18 protein-coding genes are annotated in these 19,631 nt (G+C 27.6%); 9 read left to right on the top strand and 9 right to left on the bottom strand.

All coding sequences use genetic code 4. The annotated features are described in order from the left end of the window. Window positions 1-235: 235 nt before the first annotated feature. Window positions 236-1,420, bottom strand: coding sequence for an IS30 family transposase (locus AC0B4S_RS03605; RefSeq protein ID WP_465101731.1), 1,185 nt, complete (start codon window positions 1,418-1,420; stop codon window positions 236-238). 191 nt (window positions 1,421-1,611) lie between these two features. Here AC0B4S_RS03605 and AC0B4S_RS03610 point away from each other — a divergent pair, with 191 nt between their 5' ends. From AC0B4S_RS03610 to AC0B4S_RS03620, 3 genes are read left to right on the top strand one after another with little or no spacing between them, the layout of a single operon-like run. Then, a complete protein-coding gene (locus AC0B4S_RS03610) occupies window positions 1,612-2,457 on the top strand; it encodes a Cof-type HAD-IIB family hydrolase (RefSeq protein ID WP_465101732.1) in 846 nt (281 codons plus the stop codon). A 43-nt stretch (window positions 2,458-2,500) separates the two neighbouring features. After that, on the top strand, window positions 2,501-3,649 hold the full coding sequence (gene thiI, locus AC0B4S_RS03615; protein ID WP_465101733.1) for a tRNA uracil 4-sulfurtransferase ThiI: 1,149 nt from the start codon (window positions 2,501-2,503) through the stop codon (window positions 3,647-3,649). After that, a complete protein-coding gene (locus AC0B4S_RS03620) occupies window positions 3,639-4,748 on the top strand; it encodes a hypothetical protein (RefSeq protein WP_465101734.1) in 1,110 nt (369 codons plus the stop codon). The genes thiI and AC0B4S_RS03620 overlap by 11 nt, the downstream gene beginning before the upstream one ends. 25 nt (window positions 4,749-4,773) lie before the next feature. Here AC0B4S_RS03620 and AC0B4S_RS03625 read toward each other — a convergent pair whose 3' ends face one another. Next, a complete protein-coding gene (locus AC0B4S_RS03625) occupies window positions 4,774-5,001 on the bottom strand; it encodes a DUF2188 domain-containing protein (RefSeq protein WP_465101735.1) in 228 nt (75 codons plus the stop codon). Between the two features lies 1 nt (window position 5,002). Next, window positions 5,003-5,449: an RpiB/LacA/LacB family sugar-phosphate isomerase gene (locus AC0B4S_RS03630; protein WP_465101736.1), complete on the bottom strand. Its 447-nt coding sequence runs from the start codon at window positions 5,447-5,449 to the stop codon at window positions 5,003-5,005. Between the two features lie 346 nt (window positions 5,450-5,795). On the opposite strand from AC0B4S_RS03630, the gene AC0B4S_RS03635 reads away from it, so the two are divergent. The 6 genes from AC0B4S_RS03635 (at window position 5,796) to ptsP (ending at window position 12,668) form a co-directional block, all read left to right on the top strand. Further along, window positions 5,796-7,802 (top strand): S8 family serine peptidase, encoded by a 2,007-nt coding sequence (locus tag AC0B4S_RS03635; RefSeq protein ID WP_465101737.1) that lies wholly within the window; start codon window positions 5,796-5,798, stop codon window positions 7,800-7,802. After that, complete coding sequence (locus AC0B4S_RS03640; protein ID WP_465101738.1) at window positions 7,786-8,550, top strand: hypothetical protein; 765 nt, start codon at window positions 7,786-7,788, stop codon at window positions 8,548-8,550. The genes AC0B4S_RS03635 and AC0B4S_RS03640 overlap by 17 nt, the downstream gene beginning before the upstream one ends. A 73-nt stretch (window positions 8,551-8,623) precedes the next feature. Beyond that, complete coding sequence (locus tag AC0B4S_RS03645; protein WP_465101739.1) at window positions 8,624-9,136, top strand: transposase; 513 nt, start codon at window positions 8,624-8,626, stop codon at window positions 9,134-9,136. After that, the gene (locus AC0B4S_RS03650) at window positions 9,079-10,017 is read left to right on the top strand and encodes an IS3 family transposase (protein WP_465101886.1); all 939 of its coding nucleotides are present in this window, start codon (window positions 9,079-9,081) and stop codon (window positions 10,015-10,017) included. The genes AC0B4S_RS03645 and AC0B4S_RS03650 overlap by 58 nt, the downstream gene beginning before the upstream one ends. 114 nt (window positions 10,018-10,131) lie before the next feature. After that, window positions 10,132-10,839, top strand: a complete 708-nt coding sequence (locus AC0B4S_RS03655; protein ID WP_465101740.1) for a pseudouridine synthase — start codon at window positions 10,132-10,134, stop codon at window positions 10,837-10,839. A gap of 125 nt (window positions 10,840-10,964) precedes the next feature. Continuing rightward, on the top strand, window positions 10,965-12,668 hold the full coding sequence (gene ptsP, locus AC0B4S_RS03660) for a phosphoenolpyruvate--protein phosphotransferase (RefSeq protein WP_465101741.1): 1,704 nt from the start codon (window positions 10,965-10,967) through the stop codon (window positions 12,666-12,668). Between the two features lie 36 nt (window positions 12,669-12,704). Here the strand turns inward: ptsP and AC0B4S_RS03665 are convergent, their stop codons facing one another. The 6 genes from AC0B4S_RS03665 to AC0B4S_RS03690 all read right to left on the bottom strand — a co-directional run bounded on the left by AC0B4S_RS03665 (window position 12,705) and on the right by AC0B4S_RS03690 (window position 19,621). Next, window positions 12,705-12,950 carry a hypothetical protein gene (locus AC0B4S_RS03665; RefSeq protein ID WP_465101742.1) on the bottom strand — a complete coding sequence of 82 codons (246 nt, stop codon included), beginning with the start codon at window positions 12,948-12,950 and terminating at the stop codon, window positions 12,705-12,707. Between the two features lie 90 nt (window positions 12,951-13,040). After that, window positions 13,041-14,297: a YitT family protein gene (locus AC0B4S_RS03670; RefSeq protein ID WP_465101743.1), complete on the bottom strand. Its 1,257-nt coding sequence runs from the start codon at window positions 14,295-14,297 to the stop codon at window positions 13,041-13,043. An 82-nt stretch (window positions 14,298-14,379) separates the two neighbouring features. Further along, window positions 14,380-15,018, bottom strand: a complete 639-nt coding sequence (locus tag AC0B4S_RS03675) for a signal peptidase II (protein ID WP_465101744.1) — start codon at window positions 15,016-15,018, stop codon at window positions 14,380-14,382. Then, a complete protein-coding gene (gene ileS, locus AC0B4S_RS03680) occupies window positions 15,008-17,671 on the bottom strand; it encodes an isoleucine--tRNA ligase (protein ID WP_465101745.1) in 2,664 nt (887 codons plus the stop codon). Before ileS ends, AC0B4S_RS03675 begins: the two co-directional genes overlap by 11 nt. An 802-nt stretch (window positions 17,672-18,473) precedes the next feature. Continuing rightward, on the bottom strand, window positions 18,474-18,668 hold the full coding sequence (locus AC0B4S_RS03685) for an IS3 family transposase (RefSeq protein WP_465101746.1): 195 nt from the start codon (window positions 18,666-18,668) through the stop codon (window positions 18,474-18,476). Window positions 18,669-18,670: 2 nt separating this feature from the next. Then, window positions 18,671-19,621 carry an IS3 family transposase gene (locus AC0B4S_RS03690; RefSeq protein WP_465101747.1) on the bottom strand — a complete coding sequence of 317 codons (951 nt, stop codon included), beginning with the start codon at window positions 19,619-19,621 and terminating at the stop codon, window positions 18,671-18,673. Window positions 19,622-19,631 lie beyond the last annotated feature (10 nt).

Below are 19,631 nucleotides of genomic sequence, written 5' to 3' on the forward strand. Positions count from 1 at the left end.
TTATATTACAAAATATAAAAATATCAAAGTTATTTAATATTTTTTATAATGTTTTTTGGAAAAGTCACATGCGAGGTATTAACAAAATAATTGTCTTTTAATTTTAACATAAATTTTACATAAAAAATGTATGAGAAAACAGAAAACACGGCAGTGTTTTCTCGTCGGTTTTGCTTACTTTTGCCAAAAGTAAGCCCCTTTGATTGCAATCAAAGGCGGGGGATTAAAAAAATTTTTAAGTTATCTTATTTTGTCTTACAAGTTGTCGATAGTTATTTATTTTTTCCATCATATAATCAATTTCTTGCTGAGAGTATTTGTCTAAGCTTTTTCCTTTGGGAATGTAATACCTAATTAAGCGGTGCATATTTTCTATTGAACCTTTTTGTCATGAACTATATGGTTGGCATTTAAATAATCTTTCAGTTGGAATAACCTGGTGCAATAAGACATTCTCACTACCATTATCAACTGTTAAAGTTTTAATGTCTAAGTTGTGTTTCTTGATTAGTTTGACAAGAGTTTGTTTGATAGCTTTGGAGTTGCGTTTTGAGAGCATAGCATAAGACATTCTGGTTTGCCGTTCAATTATCGTCACAATACAATAGGTATCATTGATTTTACCAATAACGGTGTCTAATTCAAAATGACCATGTTCAGAGCGATCATTAATATAAGCTGGACGTTTTGAAATTTCTGTTGCATATTTTAATGTTTTAGGTTTGGTTTGCTTCTTGTTCCTTATGCCATATTTGCCTTCAGATTTTTTAACAATGTGGTCAAATTCAAGGAAATAAGGGTATTTTTTAATTATTTTATAAATTGTACTAGGTGAGGGAGCAAATTCATCAGGGGATAATTTTTTAAAAGAATTCACAAGATAGGTAACTGATTTCTTAACTTCTTTTTGCTGCAAATTCTTTTTATTTCTATTTTTATTGTATGTATTAAGCTCACTATACCAATATTTTCTGTAGGTCTTTCATTTCTCTTTAATTGCATCACTTACAAAAAAGAGTCTCGAAAATGAATAACCTAATAAATGTTCATATAGCTTTGCAAAATTAAGGGTTTTAACACGCATTACTCTTTTTAAGCACTTAGGACACACATAGCGATTTTGTTTATCTAAACTAAGTGGTCTGCGATTTGTAATAATTTCAATTTTACTTTTTATACTTCGAATGTCTCTGTTAAAAATTTTGGCTACTTCTTGGATTGAGAAGCCTTCAGAAAGTTCTTGTAAAATATTATAAAGTTGCTCTAGATCGATTTGGTCTAATCTTAATTTTCGTTGTGTCCCAAGTGCTCCTTGCATTTTCAAGATAGTGTTGTAATTCTCTTCGATTTTAAAATGTTGATATTTATTTTCTTTTCGATATTTGTCAAAAACACAAATATATTTTTCTAAATTTTTCATATAATTTTAAAGTCTCCTTTCATTTTTTAAAAATTATTAATACAACTATTTTATTACAAGGCAGACAAAAACAATGTCACATGCAAAAAACTTGCATGTGACATTTCCAATTAATAATATTTTTTATAATGTAAATTATTTTAGTTATTTGCAAACAAATAAAATATATATGGTTTATAATAATAATTAATATGAGAAAAGCAGCAATTTTTAGTGATGTTGATGGAACAATTTATCCATTTCCATCAAAAATCTTACCTGAAAAAAATAAATTAAAAGTTAATGAAATAGTTCAAAAAGGTGTTAATTTTGTAATTAGCACAGGAAATGGGCCATACCCAAAAATTAAAAAACTTGCAAAAACCTTGGGTGCAAGATATATATCTTTTTCTAATGGTGCATTTTTATATGATAATTTAAATCAAGAAATTTTAAATATTGAATATATTGATCATAATGAGGCTCAAAAAATATGATCTTTAGCTAAAGAATTTAACTTACCATTGTATTATTTTGGGACAGAAAGATTTTTCTTAAAAGATGCAACTAAAGAGCAAAAACAATTCTTTACAGATTTTTGTGAATATGAAGCATGGATTGAAGATGGTTTAATTCCTGATGATTTGCATAAAATTGAAATTTATGGTGATCCTAAATTATTAAAAGCATTTTATGATAAAGCATTAGAGCAAAAAATTAACCTTAACATTGTTTTATTAGCAAGACATATTGAAATAACTAAATTAGGTATTTCAAAAGGTTCAGGTCTTAAATGATTTTGTGAAAAGATTTTTAATTTAGATGTTAGCGATGCAATGGCAATTGGGGATAGTCAAAATGATATTTCAATGTTCCAAATGGCTGGATATTCATATGCAATGGAAAATACAGATCCCGAAAGTATGCAATATGCTAAATATTATACATCAAGCGTAGAACAAGCCGGACTTGCTGAAGCAATTGACGATTATTTATACCGTATTGATTGAGATTTAAAAAGAGAAATCTCACAACAAGGACCCAAACATTCTAAATAGTCAACATGTTGACTATTTTTATCATATATTATAAGGAGGTAATATGTATCAAAAAATCTTAATTCGCTATGGAGAATTAGTCTTAAAAAAGAAAAATCGTAAAACTTTTATTAATTATTTAGCAAATAATATAAAACATATCTTAGGCGAGGCACCAGAAGTAGAATTTGACCGCATGTATGTAACTTATTCCAAAGAAAATTTAGAAAATTTAAAATATGTCTTTGGAATAAGTTCTTATTCACCAGTTTTAGTTCTTGAAAATAATTTAGATAAATTTAAACAATCATTAAATGTCATATTAAATAAAAATACTAAAACATTTAAAATAGCCGCAAGGCGTAATTATAAAGCTTTTGAATATACTTCAAATGAGTTAAATCATAATTTAGGATCATATTTATTAAAAAATTATGATTTAAAAGTGGATGTACATGATCCTGATCAAATTTTTTATTTAGAAGTAAGACAAAAAGCCTCATATATGTTTAGCAATTATATCAAAGGACTAGGGGGGCTGCCTGTAGGTTCATCAGGTAAAATCTTACATTTATTATCAGGAGGCTTTGATTCCCCAGTTGCAGCTTGGCAATTAATGAAGCGAGGTTTAAAAGTTGATTTTTTAAGCTTTATGACTCCGCCACAAACTGATCAATTAACATTAGATAAAATTCACAACATAGTTAAAACCTTAAATAAATATCAAATTACGAGTAATTTGATTATTGCAAATTATTCTCATTTGATGAATTATATTGCATTTGTGTCAAAAGAATCATATAAAATAACTTTAATGCGCCGCAGTTTTTACAGAATTGCAGAGCAAATAGCTTTAAAAAATAAAATATCAGGTATTTCAAACGGCGAAAACTTAGGACAAGTTGCCTCGCAAACCTTAGAATCAATGCATGTGATTGGCTCAGTAACTACCTTACCAATCTTACGTCCTTTATTAACATTTGATAAAAATGAAATTATTGAAATTGCTAAAGATATTAATACATACCAAATATCAATTATTCAAGCTAACGAAACTTGTGAATTATTTGCACCTAAAGAGCCTGTAACTAAGCCGTCTCTTGCAGTTGCAAAATTATTAGAACAAGAACTTAATCAACTTCTAGATTTAGAGCAAGAGTTAATCAATAAATCTTTAGAATATCATAAATATAGTTTAAAAGATGAAAACTAAAATTTACATTGATTTTGAAGCTATTACTTTTAATTATTTAACTCCCTTAAATTATGTATATTTTAAAGAATTACAAGATCAAAAGCTTGACTTGCCCTTTTGTTATACACTTGGTGTCGTAAACTCAAAAAATAAATTAAAAACAGTCTCGCGAACTTTTGATCTTAAACCCATTGCAAAGTTTAAACCATTTGATATTTTTTGAACAAAAGCAAAAACATTATTTTTAAAAGATTTGAGAATTTTATTGCATACTAAAAATCTAGATTTTAATCAAATTGAATTTTATTCTTGAAATAATTCGCTGGAATCAAAATTATTAACAAAGTTTTTTAATGTTGAATCAAATGACTTATCAAAAGGGCGCTCAATTTCACTTGATAAATTAGTTCCATTAAATGAATTTGAAGACGATAATTTCCAAACTATAATTAATATGCAAGCCAATAAACTTACCAAGCGCATTAAATTTCAAGATAATGATAGCAAAGGGAAAATTGCAGCATGCCTAGGCGCTTTAATCATTGCTTGTCAAAATAGTTTTTATGCTCGCAACCTTAAAATATCTAAACCCTTAACACAAAAACAAATTGATCATATCTTAGCAGTTATTTTAACTTATAATAAAAATGATGTTTTAAAATTACATTATGTGGATATGCATAGCCAGCAAACCACAGAAATTATTAATGAAATAACGAAGTTAAACCATAATAAATCTAAAATTATTAATGAAATTAATAAATTATCTAGTTGGATTAAAGACCTAGAAATTGCTCATACAGAATATAAAATCTCGTATAATATGACTTTGCAACAATTAATGGAATATTTAAATAAAGCCATTCAAAATTTAGAAACTCACAACTTTAATCCTAAACAACCTTCTAATCAACATAAGTTTTATAACAAACTACTTTTATTAGTTGTGCGCCGTGGTAAATTTGATTTATATATTAAAAACCTTGATGCTAAATTAAATACTTTAAAACAAAATTTGCGACATGCTATTAATTTATTAAATCAAAAATTAGAATTAGCAAAACAAGAAATTGAGCAAACTCCACAAAAAATAATTAGAAAAAACCAAGCCAAGTAAAATTGGCTTGGTTTTCTAAATAAAATTATTTATCTTTGTAACCTTTACCATCACGGATTTTTCCATTTTCTCCGTGAATATAAAAAGTTCCACTGTGTTTTTTAGCTAATTCTCTTGCATAAGGAATAGCTTCTTTTTGTGTATCGAATAAACTAGTCGCTCTTTCGGCTCCTTCACGATACACTCTTCATTTATCTTTTTCTTTATCTTTTGTGATATGTCAAACAGGCCTTAATTCTTTTTTGTCTTCCATTTTACACCTCCTGGTCTAATTGTTCTATTCTAACTTGGTGTCTGCCACCTTCAAATTCTGTTTTAATATATTCATCAACCATAGCCTTTGCTTCATCAAATGATATTTGACGCCCGCCAAATACAAGCACATTAGCATTGTTATGTTGTTTTGCTAAGTGAGCATCTTCTAATGATACTACTCTTGCTGCTCTAATTGCTTTATGACGATTTAAAGCATAAGAGATGCCCAGCCCAGTACCACACATGGCAATCCCAAAATCTGGTTGTTCTTTAGTAATGTAATTGGCTAATTTATGACCTTGTTCAGCATAACTTACTGAATTAGCATCAGTATAAGGTCCTAAGTCTACAATTTCATAACCTAGTGATGCTACATATTCTTTTAGCTGCTCTTTCAATGCAAAAGCTGCATGATCGCTTGAAAAAGCAATAACTTTTTTCTTCATTATACTCCTATTAGTTGTGTAAGTTCAATATCTTTAGTATATAAATTATACATTAAAATTAATAATAACAAAAATCATATGAATAAATGTTATTTTTTGTTTTTATGTATGTACCAAAAAAATAAATAACATTTATATATGCATATGACAAATTAATTTAACGTTATTTTTTTAATAAACAAGTATTAATTCTTGTATTCAGTAGATATTATTAAATTAACTAAATCCAGAAATTACATATGGTATAATTATTATAAGCGAATCAAAAAAAACTTTATCTTTTAATTAAAATGCTTATATTAAAGTTTTTCGCTAAAGTAAATACATAAATATTTAAGGAGATATTATGACTAAATTAAAATTGAAAAAACTGGTTATATGACCAGTTACAACATTAACAGGATTAGCAACTTTATTTGCAATTGCTCCGTATAATTCTGAGCAAAAAATAACTAATTGGTATGAAAATGTTGCTAATGATAAATTAGAAGTTAGAGGTCAATCAATTATAAGTGCCCAAAATTATAATGGATTAGAAGAAGAAATAGCAATTGATAATAACTTTGAACTTAAATTGTTATTAAATCCAGGTTTTCAATCAGCAAATGAATATTTTATAAAACAATTTAATAATAGTTTTAAAGAAAAAATAACTAATACAGGATTGGTTTTTAAGTCCATAAAAACTAGTTCAATTATGCCAATTATTTGACTGTATTTTAATAATGAACAAGATAGAAAAGAGTTAGTTGCAAAAATAAAGAACTGGCCTGAGATTTTTAAATTCATATTGTACAAAAATGAAATTAAGCCTAATCTATATTGAACAAATAATCAAAGTGATTATTACAGTAGAGCATACCCATACAATAATCAAGCACCTAGCAAAAATTTAAGAGAATTCCACGATTCAGCCCAAAAAAATTTATGAATTGTAAAGGGTGGTTCTGATATATATGTTCCTAACAAGCCTACCATTAAAGTTGGTGTCTTAGAAGTGTGGAAAGGATCATTTAATGAGAAATATAAGGAATTTTTCGATAAGGGTATTAACATAAATGAGTTAAACTCAAGCGGAGTAGGTGAGGATGCTTATAAATATAGAAATCACTCAACAAATGTTTCTATGATTTTGGGAAGTCGCTTTGGAATTGATAAAAATGCTCATGTCCATTTATCCACGTTTAGTAACGATAATGAATGATACCGAGCAATTAATAAAATGATAAATAATGGTATAAGAGTAATTAATCATAGTTATGGACCATCTATCGGTAAAAAGAAGGATGGAGCAAACTATATGGGATATACAGAAAATGCTTATTTCCTTGATTATATTTCTCGTAAATATGGTGTTATAAATGTAATGTCTGCAGGAAATGATGCTAAACATTCAAAACACTTGATATCAAATAAAACACTTGCCTTTAACTCTGTAGTGGTTGGGGCACTTCGTGATTTTGCATCAAGTTATACTAGAAAAACTAATGTAATTGCTGAATATAGTAATTATAAATTAGAAGATTCTTACAGTAATTTGGCAAAACCATTAGTAGTTGCTCCTGCTAAGTTTTATAATATTTTTTATGATTCTAAATATGACGATCCGAAATTAATGTATATGAACGGTACAAGTTATGCAGCACCTGTAGTAACAGGACTTATATCTAGTTTACTCGCACTGAAGCCAAACATAAATGATAGTGAATTTAAAACCCCACTTATAAAAGCAATATTATCAGCTTCTGCGGTCAGCCCACAACTTGATGATTTAATTTATAAATCAAGTGGTTATGAACAAAAATATGGGGCCGGAACTGTTGACTTTAGTGAAATGCTCAATGCTGCCAATAACTCTTCAACAATTAAAATCCACCCTACACGAGAAACTGGTTTTATATTTACAAGTCAAGAGTTGAATTTAGAAAGAAATCAAACAATTAAAATTTCTAGTTCCTGAACTTTTAATGCTGGACAGTTAAAAAATAATGAACTTAGTCCAGGTTATTGAAATTATGCATTTCCTTCCATTAAGGCTTTTAATCCAACTTATGAACAAGCCGAATGAAATAAATCACATATTAATGAAACAAGGCTGAAAAAAGATGAAACAATAAAGCGCCAAGGTGGAAATTTGTTTACTGATTATGATTTATATCTTGAACACTTGGATGCAAACGGATCTTGAGTAACAACTACAAAAATTAGTGCTGCTCAAACTAATGATGAACTTATTGAGTTTAAAGTTAAGTCACCAGGTAAATATAGATATAGAATAAAAAAATACAATAAAAATACATTTAATAATTCTGTAGAGGATTTAATAGCGGTTACACATGTTATCAAAAATTAAAAAAATAGCATTATTTTCAATATCAATTTTAATTCCAGTCTCTGTTTATTCGTGCACAAATACATATACATATACAACTCCTCAAGCTTCATGAAAACAAAAAGTTAAAGATGATATAGAAAAAATTTATAAGAAGGCTTTTGATAAATTTACAAAATTTATAATTAGAGCTAGATTTATACCTCCTACAGCTGACGAAAATTTTGACAAAATTATGAATGGTAACTATAATAGAATTAATTTTGGGTTCTTTGATCCTGTTGCTGAAAGTAAAAAATTCCATGATTGGATTAAAATCCAAAACAAGGATGATTTTGATCAAATTATTATCAAAAGATTTCAAGAATTAAATAATCGTAATGATGTACATACTGATGAAACTGAAATAAGAGAGTATTTTCAAAAAGTATATTTAAAAAATCAAGACGTGTATGAATTTTTAAAAAACAATGATATTTATATCACAGATTCTACTTCTAATTTTGCATATTGATACATCGTGCCTTTTGAAGAGAATAACACACTAGTTTTAAATATAATTGATGATGTAATACCTAGAGTTGAACCTGCTGCATTAAGTTATCATACAACATGAGGTGTATTTAGTTTTCCTAAAAATAAAGATATTACAGTTAAAACCATAAAAGTCGATAGAAACAATGATGATGAAATTGCTTATTTAGAGAAATTTAAAGCTGAGCTCTATAATTGGTATAACAATGAATATAAGAAATATTATAATGATTAAAATGTAGTTAAAAGTATAGTGAACCCCACAAGTTGGACTAAATCAATTGGTAAAACTTAGGGGGGTTTTTATTATGAAGTTAAAATTAGAAGATAAACTAAAGATTATAAAACTATATAAAACTGGTAAGAGTAGCAAACAAATTGCCGAAATTTTTAATGTAAATATGCGTACAATTCAGTTTATAAAGCATTTGTACAACCTCCACGGATTAGAAATATTTACAGAAAGAAATAAACGACGAAACTTCAGTCCTAGTTTTAAATTAGAAATTGTTAAGCAAGTATTAAATGGCAAATCAATCCGCTCTTTGGAAGCAAAACTATTAATTAATTCTGGAATAATTAATTCATGAGTGAAAAAATTTAAATTATTTGGGTATAATGGTCTTATAAATAAAAAGAAAGGTAAAATGCCAATGACCATGCCAAAGAACAATAACCCAAAACAAGATAAAACATTATCTAGAATTAAAGAACTCGAAGAAAGAAATGCCCAGCTTGAAATGGAGGTAGACCTCTTAAAAAAATTGAGAGCCTTGGTTCAACAAAGGACAGAGCAACCAAACAAGAAAAAGCAAAAGTAATATTTGAATCAAGGCATAAATATAAATTAAGATTAATGCTAGACTTTTTCCAATTAGCAAAGTCAACATACTTTTATATTGTTCAAAGTTTTTCAAAAAATGATAAAGATTTTGATTTAAAACAGTTAATAACGAATATTTTTAATGAGAATAAATACCGTTATGGATATCGAAGAATTTGTTTAGAACTAAGAAGTAGAGGTTATATTATTAACCATAAAAGGGTTAAAAGATTGATGAAATTACTTAATTTATTTGGTTTACAGCCAAAATCAAAATATAAATCATATAAAGGTGAAATCGGAAAAATTTGTAATAACTTACTCCTTACAAGGATTGTTGACAAAAAGAATCATAACACTTATTATGTGCGAAATTTCAAAACTACAAAATTGAATCAAACTTGAAGCACTGATGTTTCTGAATTCAAAATAGCAAGTGGAAAACTATATTTATCACCAATTATAGATGTACATAACCGCGAAGTTGTTTCATACACAATTTCAAAAAGTCCTAATTTTGAACAAGTGAATCAAATGCTAAATAAAGCTTTTAAAAAGTATAAAAATCTTAATGGTTTAATTTTACATTCTGACCAGGGATGGCAATATCAAATGAAACAATATCGTGACAAATTAAGTAAAAGAGGTATTAAACAAAGTATGTCGCGAAAGGGAAATTGCTATGATAATTGTGTTATTGAAATATTTTTTGGAACCATGAAAAACGAAATGTTTTATGGTCATGAAAAAGAATTCAAAACTCTAGAAGACTTAGAAAAAGCGATGCGCAAGTATATAAATTATTACAACAAAAAACGAATTATCACAAAATTAAAAGGACTGACACCTTTAGGATATAGGCATCAATCCTTAAATTAATTTTAGTCCAATTTTATGGGTTCACTATAAAGTTATATGAAAGATAAAATCTTCATATAACTTTTTTTATTATCAAATAGTGTTATTTTTAACTTATTGAACTATAATTTAAACATGAAACAAAGGATTGATAAATTTATATCTCATAATACTAATTATTCACGAAATGAAGCAAAAAAATTAATAAATAAAGGTAAAGTTAAAGTAAATAATGTAATTATTAAAGATCCAGGTTTAATAATTACATTACAAGATCAAATTATAGTTAATGATGTAATTATAAAAAATAATCAAGAAATTTATCTGATTTTAAATAAACCTAAAGGTTATATTTGTGCAAATTTTGATAAAATGCATCAAACTGTCTTTGATTTACTGCCTGAACATTTAAAATCACTTAATAATATTCATACAATTGGCCGCCTTGATTTAGATACTACTGGCCTATTAATTATTACTACTGATGGTAATTTAACTCATAAGTTGACAAGCCCTAAAAAAGATTTATTGAAAACGTATTTTGTAACAGTTGATAAACCCTTAGATAAAGAACTGATAAATATTTTCAAAGCAGGGTTTAACCTTGGAGATTTTTATACTTTACCAGCTTACTTAACTCTTTTAGATAAATTTCATGCAAACTTGGAAATATCTGAAGGGAAATTTCACCAAGTAAAACGGATGTTTGCAAAATTTGGATATACTGTAACAGACTTAAAACGAACAAAAATTGGGTTTTTAAGTTTACCTAATGATTTATCTGAAGGAGAATATAAAATCCTAAATAAAGAAGAATTAATTAAATTAATATTTGAAAAATAAAATATGGAAACAATTCCACCTTTTTTTTATTTTTCTTTGTATAATCTATTTAATTATTAATATTTTCTATTAAAATATAACATTATAGAATTTAAAGCAAATTAAAAATATATGAGAGGTATATTATGAATATTAAAGGTATCGGAGCATCAAAAGGTGTAGCAATTTCAAAAATCTTCAAAATCGAAGAATTACCGGTTGAAATTACTCAAAAAACTAATGATGTACAAGGTGAACTTAATTTATATCAAGAAGCAAGAGAAAAAGTTGTAGCAAAAATTGAGCAAACTAAAAAACTGGCACAAGACCCAGAACATGCTGCAATCTTTGAAGCACATATTGGCTTTGTCAATGATCCTTTTGCTATTGAAACAATTGAAAATAATATTAAAAATAATTCTGAAACAGCAGAATATGCTGTTAAAGAATTTTACACGAGTTTTGCAAGTACTTTTGAAATGATGGATGATGAATATATGCGTGAAAGGGCCGCTGATATCAAAGATGTACTTAAAAAACTTTTATACGTTTTAAATGGCTTAGAAGAACCTGATTTAGCTAATATTAACGAGGAAGTCGTTATTGTTGCTCAAGATCTAAGCCCATCACAAACAGTACAATTAAACAAAGAATTTGTTAAAGGATTTGTAACCAATATTGGTGGACCTACATCGCATACAGCTATTATGGCCCGTAGCCTTGGAATTCCATCTGTAGTTGGAGCTGCAGGTGTTATGGAACATGCAGTGCATGGGGATTTAATCGCCTTAGATGGAGCAACTGGAGAAGTTATTTTAAATCCTAATGAAGAGCAAACCCAAAAATTCCAGGTTGCAAAAGAAAAATATTTAAATTATTTGGCAATGCTTACAAAGTTAAAGGGACAAGAATCAAAAACTCTTGATGGTAAACATGTAGAATTAGCCGCTAATATCGGTACACCAAAAGACTTACCTGGTGTTATTGACAATGATGCTGAAGGTATTGGATTATTTAGATCAGAATTTTTATATATGGATAATGCTAATTGACCAACTGAAGAAGAACAATTTAATGCTTATAAAACAGTAGTTGAGGGCATGAAAGGTAAAAGAGTTGTTATTAGAACTTTAGATATTGGTGGCGATAAAACCTTAAAATACTTTAAATTCCCAGAAGAAATGAATCCATTTTTAGGTTACCGTGCAATTAGATTTTGTTTACAAAACTTAGATATTTTCAAAACACAATTACGTGCCTTAATTCGTGCTAGTGAATTTGGAAAAGTTGCAATTATGTTCCCAATGATTACAAATGTAAGTGAATTTTTAGCTGCTAAAAATGTATTTATAAAATGTTACAATGAATTAAAAGATCAATATCCAAACATTAAGCCAATCTATGATATAGAAGTTGGATTAATGATTGAAACTCCTGCAGCAGCTATTTTAGCAGATAAATTTAGTGAACATGCCGACTTTGTTTCAATTGGTACAAATGATTTGATTCAATACTCGATGGCAGCTGATCGTATGAATGAAAATATTTCTTATTTATATCAACCATTAAATCCATCAGTTTTACGTTTAATTAGTCATGTAATTAAAGGTGCTCATAAAAATGGTAAATGAGCAGGTATGTGTGGTGAAATGGCTGGTGATAAACGTGCTATCCCACTTTTAGTAGGTTTAGGCCTTGATGAATTTTCAATGAGTGCAAGCAGCGTTTTAAGTGCTCGTGATTTAATTAATAATTTAAATTATGAACAAATGAAAGATTTAGCAAATCGTGCTTTAGACTTAAGCACACAAGATGAAGTATTAGCATTATTAAATGAAGAATTAGTATAAGAAAAAGTTGGTTATCCTTATAACCAACTTTTTATATTAAAAAAAGTTAAATCCGCTTGGTGTTTGGTTGGTATCTTGTTTTTTCGTATTGTCTCATTTAAAGGTTGTTAATTTATCTTTTACTTCGCCATCGATCGAAAAGGCAGCTTTAAAAAATCCTAAAATTGATGCTAAAGAATTCATTAAAACTGGGATACTGGAAACTATGGCACTAATACTAAAAGCAGCATTAGTTTGCTTAAGTTCTTGTTCATCTAATTTTTCTAAATTACTTAATTTCATGCTTATTTCTCCTTCCGTTTAATTGATAAATTATTTTTATATGCAAAACTAAAAAAGTAAAAAAATAAGACCACAATTAGGTCTTAGTAATTATTGTTCAACATAATCAGTGCTAAACAGCCCTTGGATCTGAGTTACTTTTTCAACTGAGATTCAAATTTTAGGATCAATTTGTTTTAAGTCTGCAATAATATTATTTGCTTCTAAGCTTAAAAGCACTGTGACGATTTTGGTTCCTTCTTGATTTGTATAACCAGAGATATATTTTTCAATGCGATATGAATGTCAAAAATTAATTAATTTAAAATATGCAATGACAATCTCGGGATTTGAACTAATAATAGTTAATGAAACTTTCTTATATTTCGGGTATAGTAAATTTACTACTAAATTTACTACAATAATATATATAAAAGTAGTAATTTCACGCATACCAAAATAAATCTTTGATTCATAATAATTTTTGGTAATGAGTTCATGTTGTTTAGTTACTGCTTCAAGATTTTGGTTAATTCCTTTATAATCATGTAATTGTGCATATTCTTGAGAATTTAAAGCCATAATTTGCTGAATTGTTAAAGGTTCTTCTTTTAAATAATTTGGCTTAATAAATGCAAAAATAATTAAGAAAACTAAGGCACTCGCAAAGCCTAAAGTTGATAATACTTGACCAATACTTTTTTTAGCTTTAGTTGAAAAATAATATCCAATAATATCAGTCCCACCTGTTGATCCACCAGATTTTCAAGCCAATGAAATTCCAAGGCCCACTAATGAAGCTCCGATAATTGCATTAATTAAATTACTTCAATTTGTGTATGGTAAGTATTTTTCAGTTAAGACAATTTTATCTTTAAACCATTCTGAGACTTCTGGAGTAGTAAAGATCAGGTTAGTTAAAATTTGAAATAACATAAAAATAAAAGTAAAGAGGATAAAACTTAGTTTTACTTTTTTAAAAAAGATTAAAAATAGCGGTAAATTACAAGCTAAATAAATTAAAGCAAAATAAGGTTCAGTTGCCGGTACTATATATTGAATTAAAGTGGGGATTCCAGTTACCCCTGAAGGAATTGTTTCAGCAGGTTTTAAGAATACTTGAATTCCACCATTAAATATAAGAGCTGCTCAAAAGAGCATAAAAATTCTAAATCAATATCTTTGGACAATTTCTTTAAAAGATAATTTTCCTTTTTGGCAGTTATGCAAGTATTTCCCCATTTTAAATTTTAATAATTCAGCATTATTAGCACAATTATCAAGTTTTTGCTCTAAATTATTTGCCTGGCTATCTTTATTTAAAAAACTAAATAAGATATTTTTTTGCTTTTCTTGGCTTTGGTCCATATTGGGAATATTTTACTTTATTTTTTAAAAAAATAAAGTATTAAAATATTTAAAAACCTGGACCATCTTTGGTCCAGGAAACTTAGGCAACTAAGTGTTGAATATTAGAATAAGTTTTTTTACGAGAAGTGAAGAAAGTGTAAATTGCAAAACTAATAATGCCCATCATTATCTCAACATCAGCTATGTTAAAAGTTCCTGAATTAGCACTAAAAGTAAAGTAAAAGACATCTTTAACATGTGTTTGAAAAATAAAGCGATCGATCATATTTCCAGCAACTCCAGCTAAAATATTACCTAAAATTATTCCTCCTCCATAGCCTAAATTGCGCCAAATTAAAGGGCTAATTAAGACTACGGTGCAAAAGACAACACTTAATCCTTGAATTAAAAATTGATTTCTTGTCTTAACTAATGTAACTCCTCCATGCCAAATACTTCTGATTCCTAAAAATCCGTACACTGGTCATTGATCAGGGTCATTTGGTCAAATGCTTTCAGCTCATACAAAGCTTCCATCATGTGTTACAACATATAAACGATCATTAATTCAAACTTTATCATCATTTATAACAGAACCATGTTCAAATAATAAAGTTTTAGTCAATTGATCAAACAAAAATAAGATTAAAAACGAAACAAATAAAACTAAATATATACCTAGAATTTTATATTTATTTGCCTTAATATAACTAAGGTTTTTATCTAATCTATGTTTCAAGTGCTTCATTACATTTCTCACATATATCATTTTTAATAGTATTTGGTTCAAAATGATTTCAACATCTTAAACATTTTAAAGATTCAAATTTTTGTACTTTTAACTCTTTGCTGTTAGTTAGTTTACCAACACCAAGTAAAGTTTTAAAATCTAAATCTTGGTAAGCAGTATATTTAGCAAAACCATAACAAAGTTCTAATTCATTAGAACGTTTAACATTGCCCATTTTAATTTCATTTTCAATTAATAAATTTACTTGTGACCTAAATTCAAAGAATCCTTGATATTTTTTTAAAATTTCATAATTAACTGATCCTTGGGATACTGTTTCTAACTTTTCAAGCATTACTGATTCTTCTTTAGTTGCTTTGGGTAAATGACTATAGGCTTCCTCGGCAGTTGTTGGTAAAATTGGTGCTAGTGCGACAATTAAGAATTCAGCAATTTCAAACATATTTGCTAAAATCATTAAACGCTCAGGATCATTAAACTTACGTACATATAAAATATCTTTAGTAACTGATAAATAAAAACTTGATAATTCGACGATATAATTATTAACCAATTTAATTACATTAATAAATTTAAATTGATCATATGCATTTTGTACATTATATTTTAATTCATTAAGTTGTTCTTTAATAAATAAATGTATACCACTTCGTTTAGTATTTGGGTCATATTGGTAATTATGTAAATTGCCAAGTAAAAACCTAATAGTATTACGTATCTTACGGTAAATTTCAGTATTTTGGTCTAAAATGGTGGCTGAAATTGTGACATCATTAGTATATTCACTATTTGCTACTCATAACCTTAAAATATCTGCTCCACGTTTTGAGACCACTTCTAAAGGCGAAATAGTATTTCCTTTTGATTTAGACATTTTTTCACCTTTTTGGTCAAGGGTAAATCCATGTGAGATTAAATTCACATATGGACTAAATCCATTATAAGCTACTGAATTAATTAAAGATGAGTTAAATCACCCACGGTACTGGTCTGACCCTTCTAAGTAGACACTATATGGAGCTTGTGAAAATCCTCCATCAATATCAGTTGCAATTGATGAAACTCCTGAATCAAATCAAACATCCATAATATCCATTTCTTTTTTATAACCTAAATTACGGTATTGCTCAGGCAATAATTCATCAGTGGTTTTTTCTCATCAAACATCAGTACCATATTGACCTACTAAATCAATTACATAATCAAAGATATCTTCTTTAATTACTGGATTATCATTTTGGTCATAAAAGAAAATTAACGGAACGCCTCATGATCTTTGACGCGAAATAGTTCAGTCATTGCGATTTTCAATCATTTTCGCAATTCGCTTTTTAGCCCACGGAGAATGTGTAATTACATTATTTTCAATTTGCTCTAAAATCTTATTCCTAATTTTATCAATTGAGACAAATCATTGCGGAGTTCCACGGAAAATAATTGGTTTGTGGGTTCTTCAATCATGTGGATATGAGTGTTTAAAGCGTTTGAAATTTAATAAAGCGTTACCAAGAAACTTCGAAATTTGTTTATTAGCATCATCGTAAAATAAACCATCAAATTGGGTATTTGTGTTATAAATATAACCTTTATCTGAAATATGCATAATCATATTTAAATTATTTTGCTTTCCAATTAAAAAGTCATCTTCCCCAAATAATGGTGCAATATGAACAAGACCTGAACCACTCTCAGTAGTAACATGGTGCCCAAGCACAACTGGTGCAGCTTGTTTTAAAATTGGAGTTTGATATGAAATATTGCTAATTTCTTTCCCTAAAAACCTTGTAACTACTTCATAAGTTTCTCAGCCAATTGTTCCAGCAACACTACCAACTAATTCACTTGCAATAATATAATATTGATTATTTGCCTTAACTCTTGCATATTCAATATTTTCACCTAATGCAACAGCAGCATTGGCAATTAAAGTTCATGGAGTTGTTGTCCAAATAATTAAATTATCATCAACTAAAATATTTGAAAAATCTGAGCTTTTTACTTTAAAAGCAACAAATATTGAGGGAGATACTACATCATGATATTCAACTTCAGATTCAGCCAATGCACTTTGTGAACTTGGTGATCAATAAACTGGTTTTAATGCTTTGTAAACTAAACCATCTAATGCAAATTTCTTAAGCACTTTTAGTTGAGCGACTTCATATTGTTTATCCATCGTTACATAAATCTTATCCATGTCGGTAAAAATTTGTAATAAACTAAATTGCTCTTTTTGACGAATAATTTGTTCACTTGCATATTGTGCTGCTCGTTTACGCAATGTTAAAACATTCAAATCTTCTTGCTGTAAATTAGCGTCACTTAGCATTTTATGTTCAATAGGTAAACCATGAGTATCTCAACCAAGTACAAAAGGAGAATAAAATCCTTTTAAAGTCTTATAACGCACGATAATATCTTTTAAAATCTTATTGAGTGCATGGCCAATATGAATATCCCCATTTGCATATGGTGGACCATCATGTAAAATAAATTTTTTATTATTTTTATTTTTTAAAATAGCTTTTTGGTAAATTTTTGATTCTAATCAAAAATTTCGGTAACTAGCCTCTTTGTTTGTTAAATTAGCCCTCATTTCAAAATTAGTTTGGGGCATGTTTAAAGTTTTTTTATAATCCATAAATAACTCCTTTAATATCAAAATTTATAATATATAAAATTGTTTATATTATATAAGATAATTGTGTTTATTTTAATATTAATCTAAAAAAGTCTATAAATAGATTTATAACAAAGAATAATTCAAAATTGATACAAAAAAGACCTATTATTTATTTAATAGGTCTTTTAATCTAAATTATTAAGATTCTTTATAAAACTTTTGGTATTCATCTTGATATCATTTTAAAAGGTTATTTTTAAAATTAATTATAGATTGCCTTCTATCTGATAATCTGTCATATGGAAATTGATTAAATTTAACTGTTTTGTCTTTAGGAATCAGGAAAACTCCTCAAGTTCTCCTTGATATTAATCCATGTGGTTGTGTTTGAGGCAAAACAAATGGAATTAAATTAATAATTTGTGAATCTTTGTTTTTAAATGGGATAACAAATTCATGAATATTATTAACAGAAAAACCACTAGAGTCTATTATATAAATATAATTTTGGTCTAAGATCTGATCTATAGGCTGATTGTTTAAATATAATTTTTCAAATGTTTTTTGTATTTCTTCATTAGACGCAACAGTGTTATTAAAATTATTTAAGTCTTTATATCTTTTTATAATAAGATCATCAAAATCTTCTTTATTAGAGATTTGGACATATTTACGATATAAAACTCTTTGATCATTAAGGTCAAAAAAATCAAAATTAAAAACACTATAAGGCTAAACTGGGAAATTTTTTTCGGACGGTTTTACCTTCCCCAACCATACCATTTGGCTAAGCCAAACGGAATGCTTTGGGAAGGTTTTTTTATCTTATTCTTTTATAATTATATCAGTTTATAAATTCTTTGATTTTTTGTGATAATTCAATAAAAGTAAGCTTTTTACAGGTTTGATCAAAATTTGGAAAAATCTCGCTTTTAAGAATTGAAAAGAAATATTCAATTTCACGGTTGTCTAGACTATTGCCAATTCTTGACATTGATATTTTACCTTTTAGCAATTCTATTTTTTTAGTATATTCAACCGACGAATAAGCAGATCCGTGGTCAGAATGTAAAATAAAATTTTTTTGAATTTTGTATTACTGATATTATTCAAAATTAGTTCGGTATCATTTCTAAGTGATAATTCATAGGTCACAAACTTAGTTTTATGGTCGATAATTGCGGATAAATAAATATGATTTTGCTCAATGTCTTTTGGTGCTGGTATGTAGGTCACGTCTGTTGCATATATATTATTGTTGATTGAATTATAATCTCGTTTTACTAAATCAGGCACTTTAACACAAGTATTTTTAGATTCTTTGTTTTTACGTTTTTGTCTAACAAATGTTTTTAAATTAAGTTTTTTCATATAATTCCCAAGGGTTCTAGGATTTATTTGAATATTATATTCTTGGAAAATATATTTAGCAAGCCTCCTTCGTCCATACCTTTCTTTATTTTCGACAAAACTTTTAAAAATTATTTCTTTGTGTTTGACATTTATCTCTTTAGCTTTGTTGTTATCTTTCAATTTCTCATAATATGTGGATCTTGCTATTAAAAAAATTTTTGCCTTGTATTTTGATGAAAGATTTTCAATTTCTTTAATATTTTTAATATCTGCATCAATATTATTTTCATTAAAAATTCGATAGTAGTATTTTATAACTGCATCTTTTTCATCATCTTTAAGAGTATTAATTCATGTATAATCGAGAACTTTCTTTTTCTTTCTCCCAACACCTTTATCTTTCTTGGGTGATTTACCGCTTTGTGATTCTATGTTCATATTTAAATTATACAGTTTTCTTTTCTTTAACATATTTTTCATTGATTCTTTGTTTCAGTATGCTTTTCTGATGTCAAAACAGAAATTTTCAAATTCTGCTTTGGTTATTCCCAGGTTCAAGTATTTATCGTATAAGTCAAAAATTTTAATTCATTCTTTAGTCTTTAAATGTCTCATAACTACCTCT

The organism is Mycoplasma sp. 6934 (assembly GCF_055523595.1).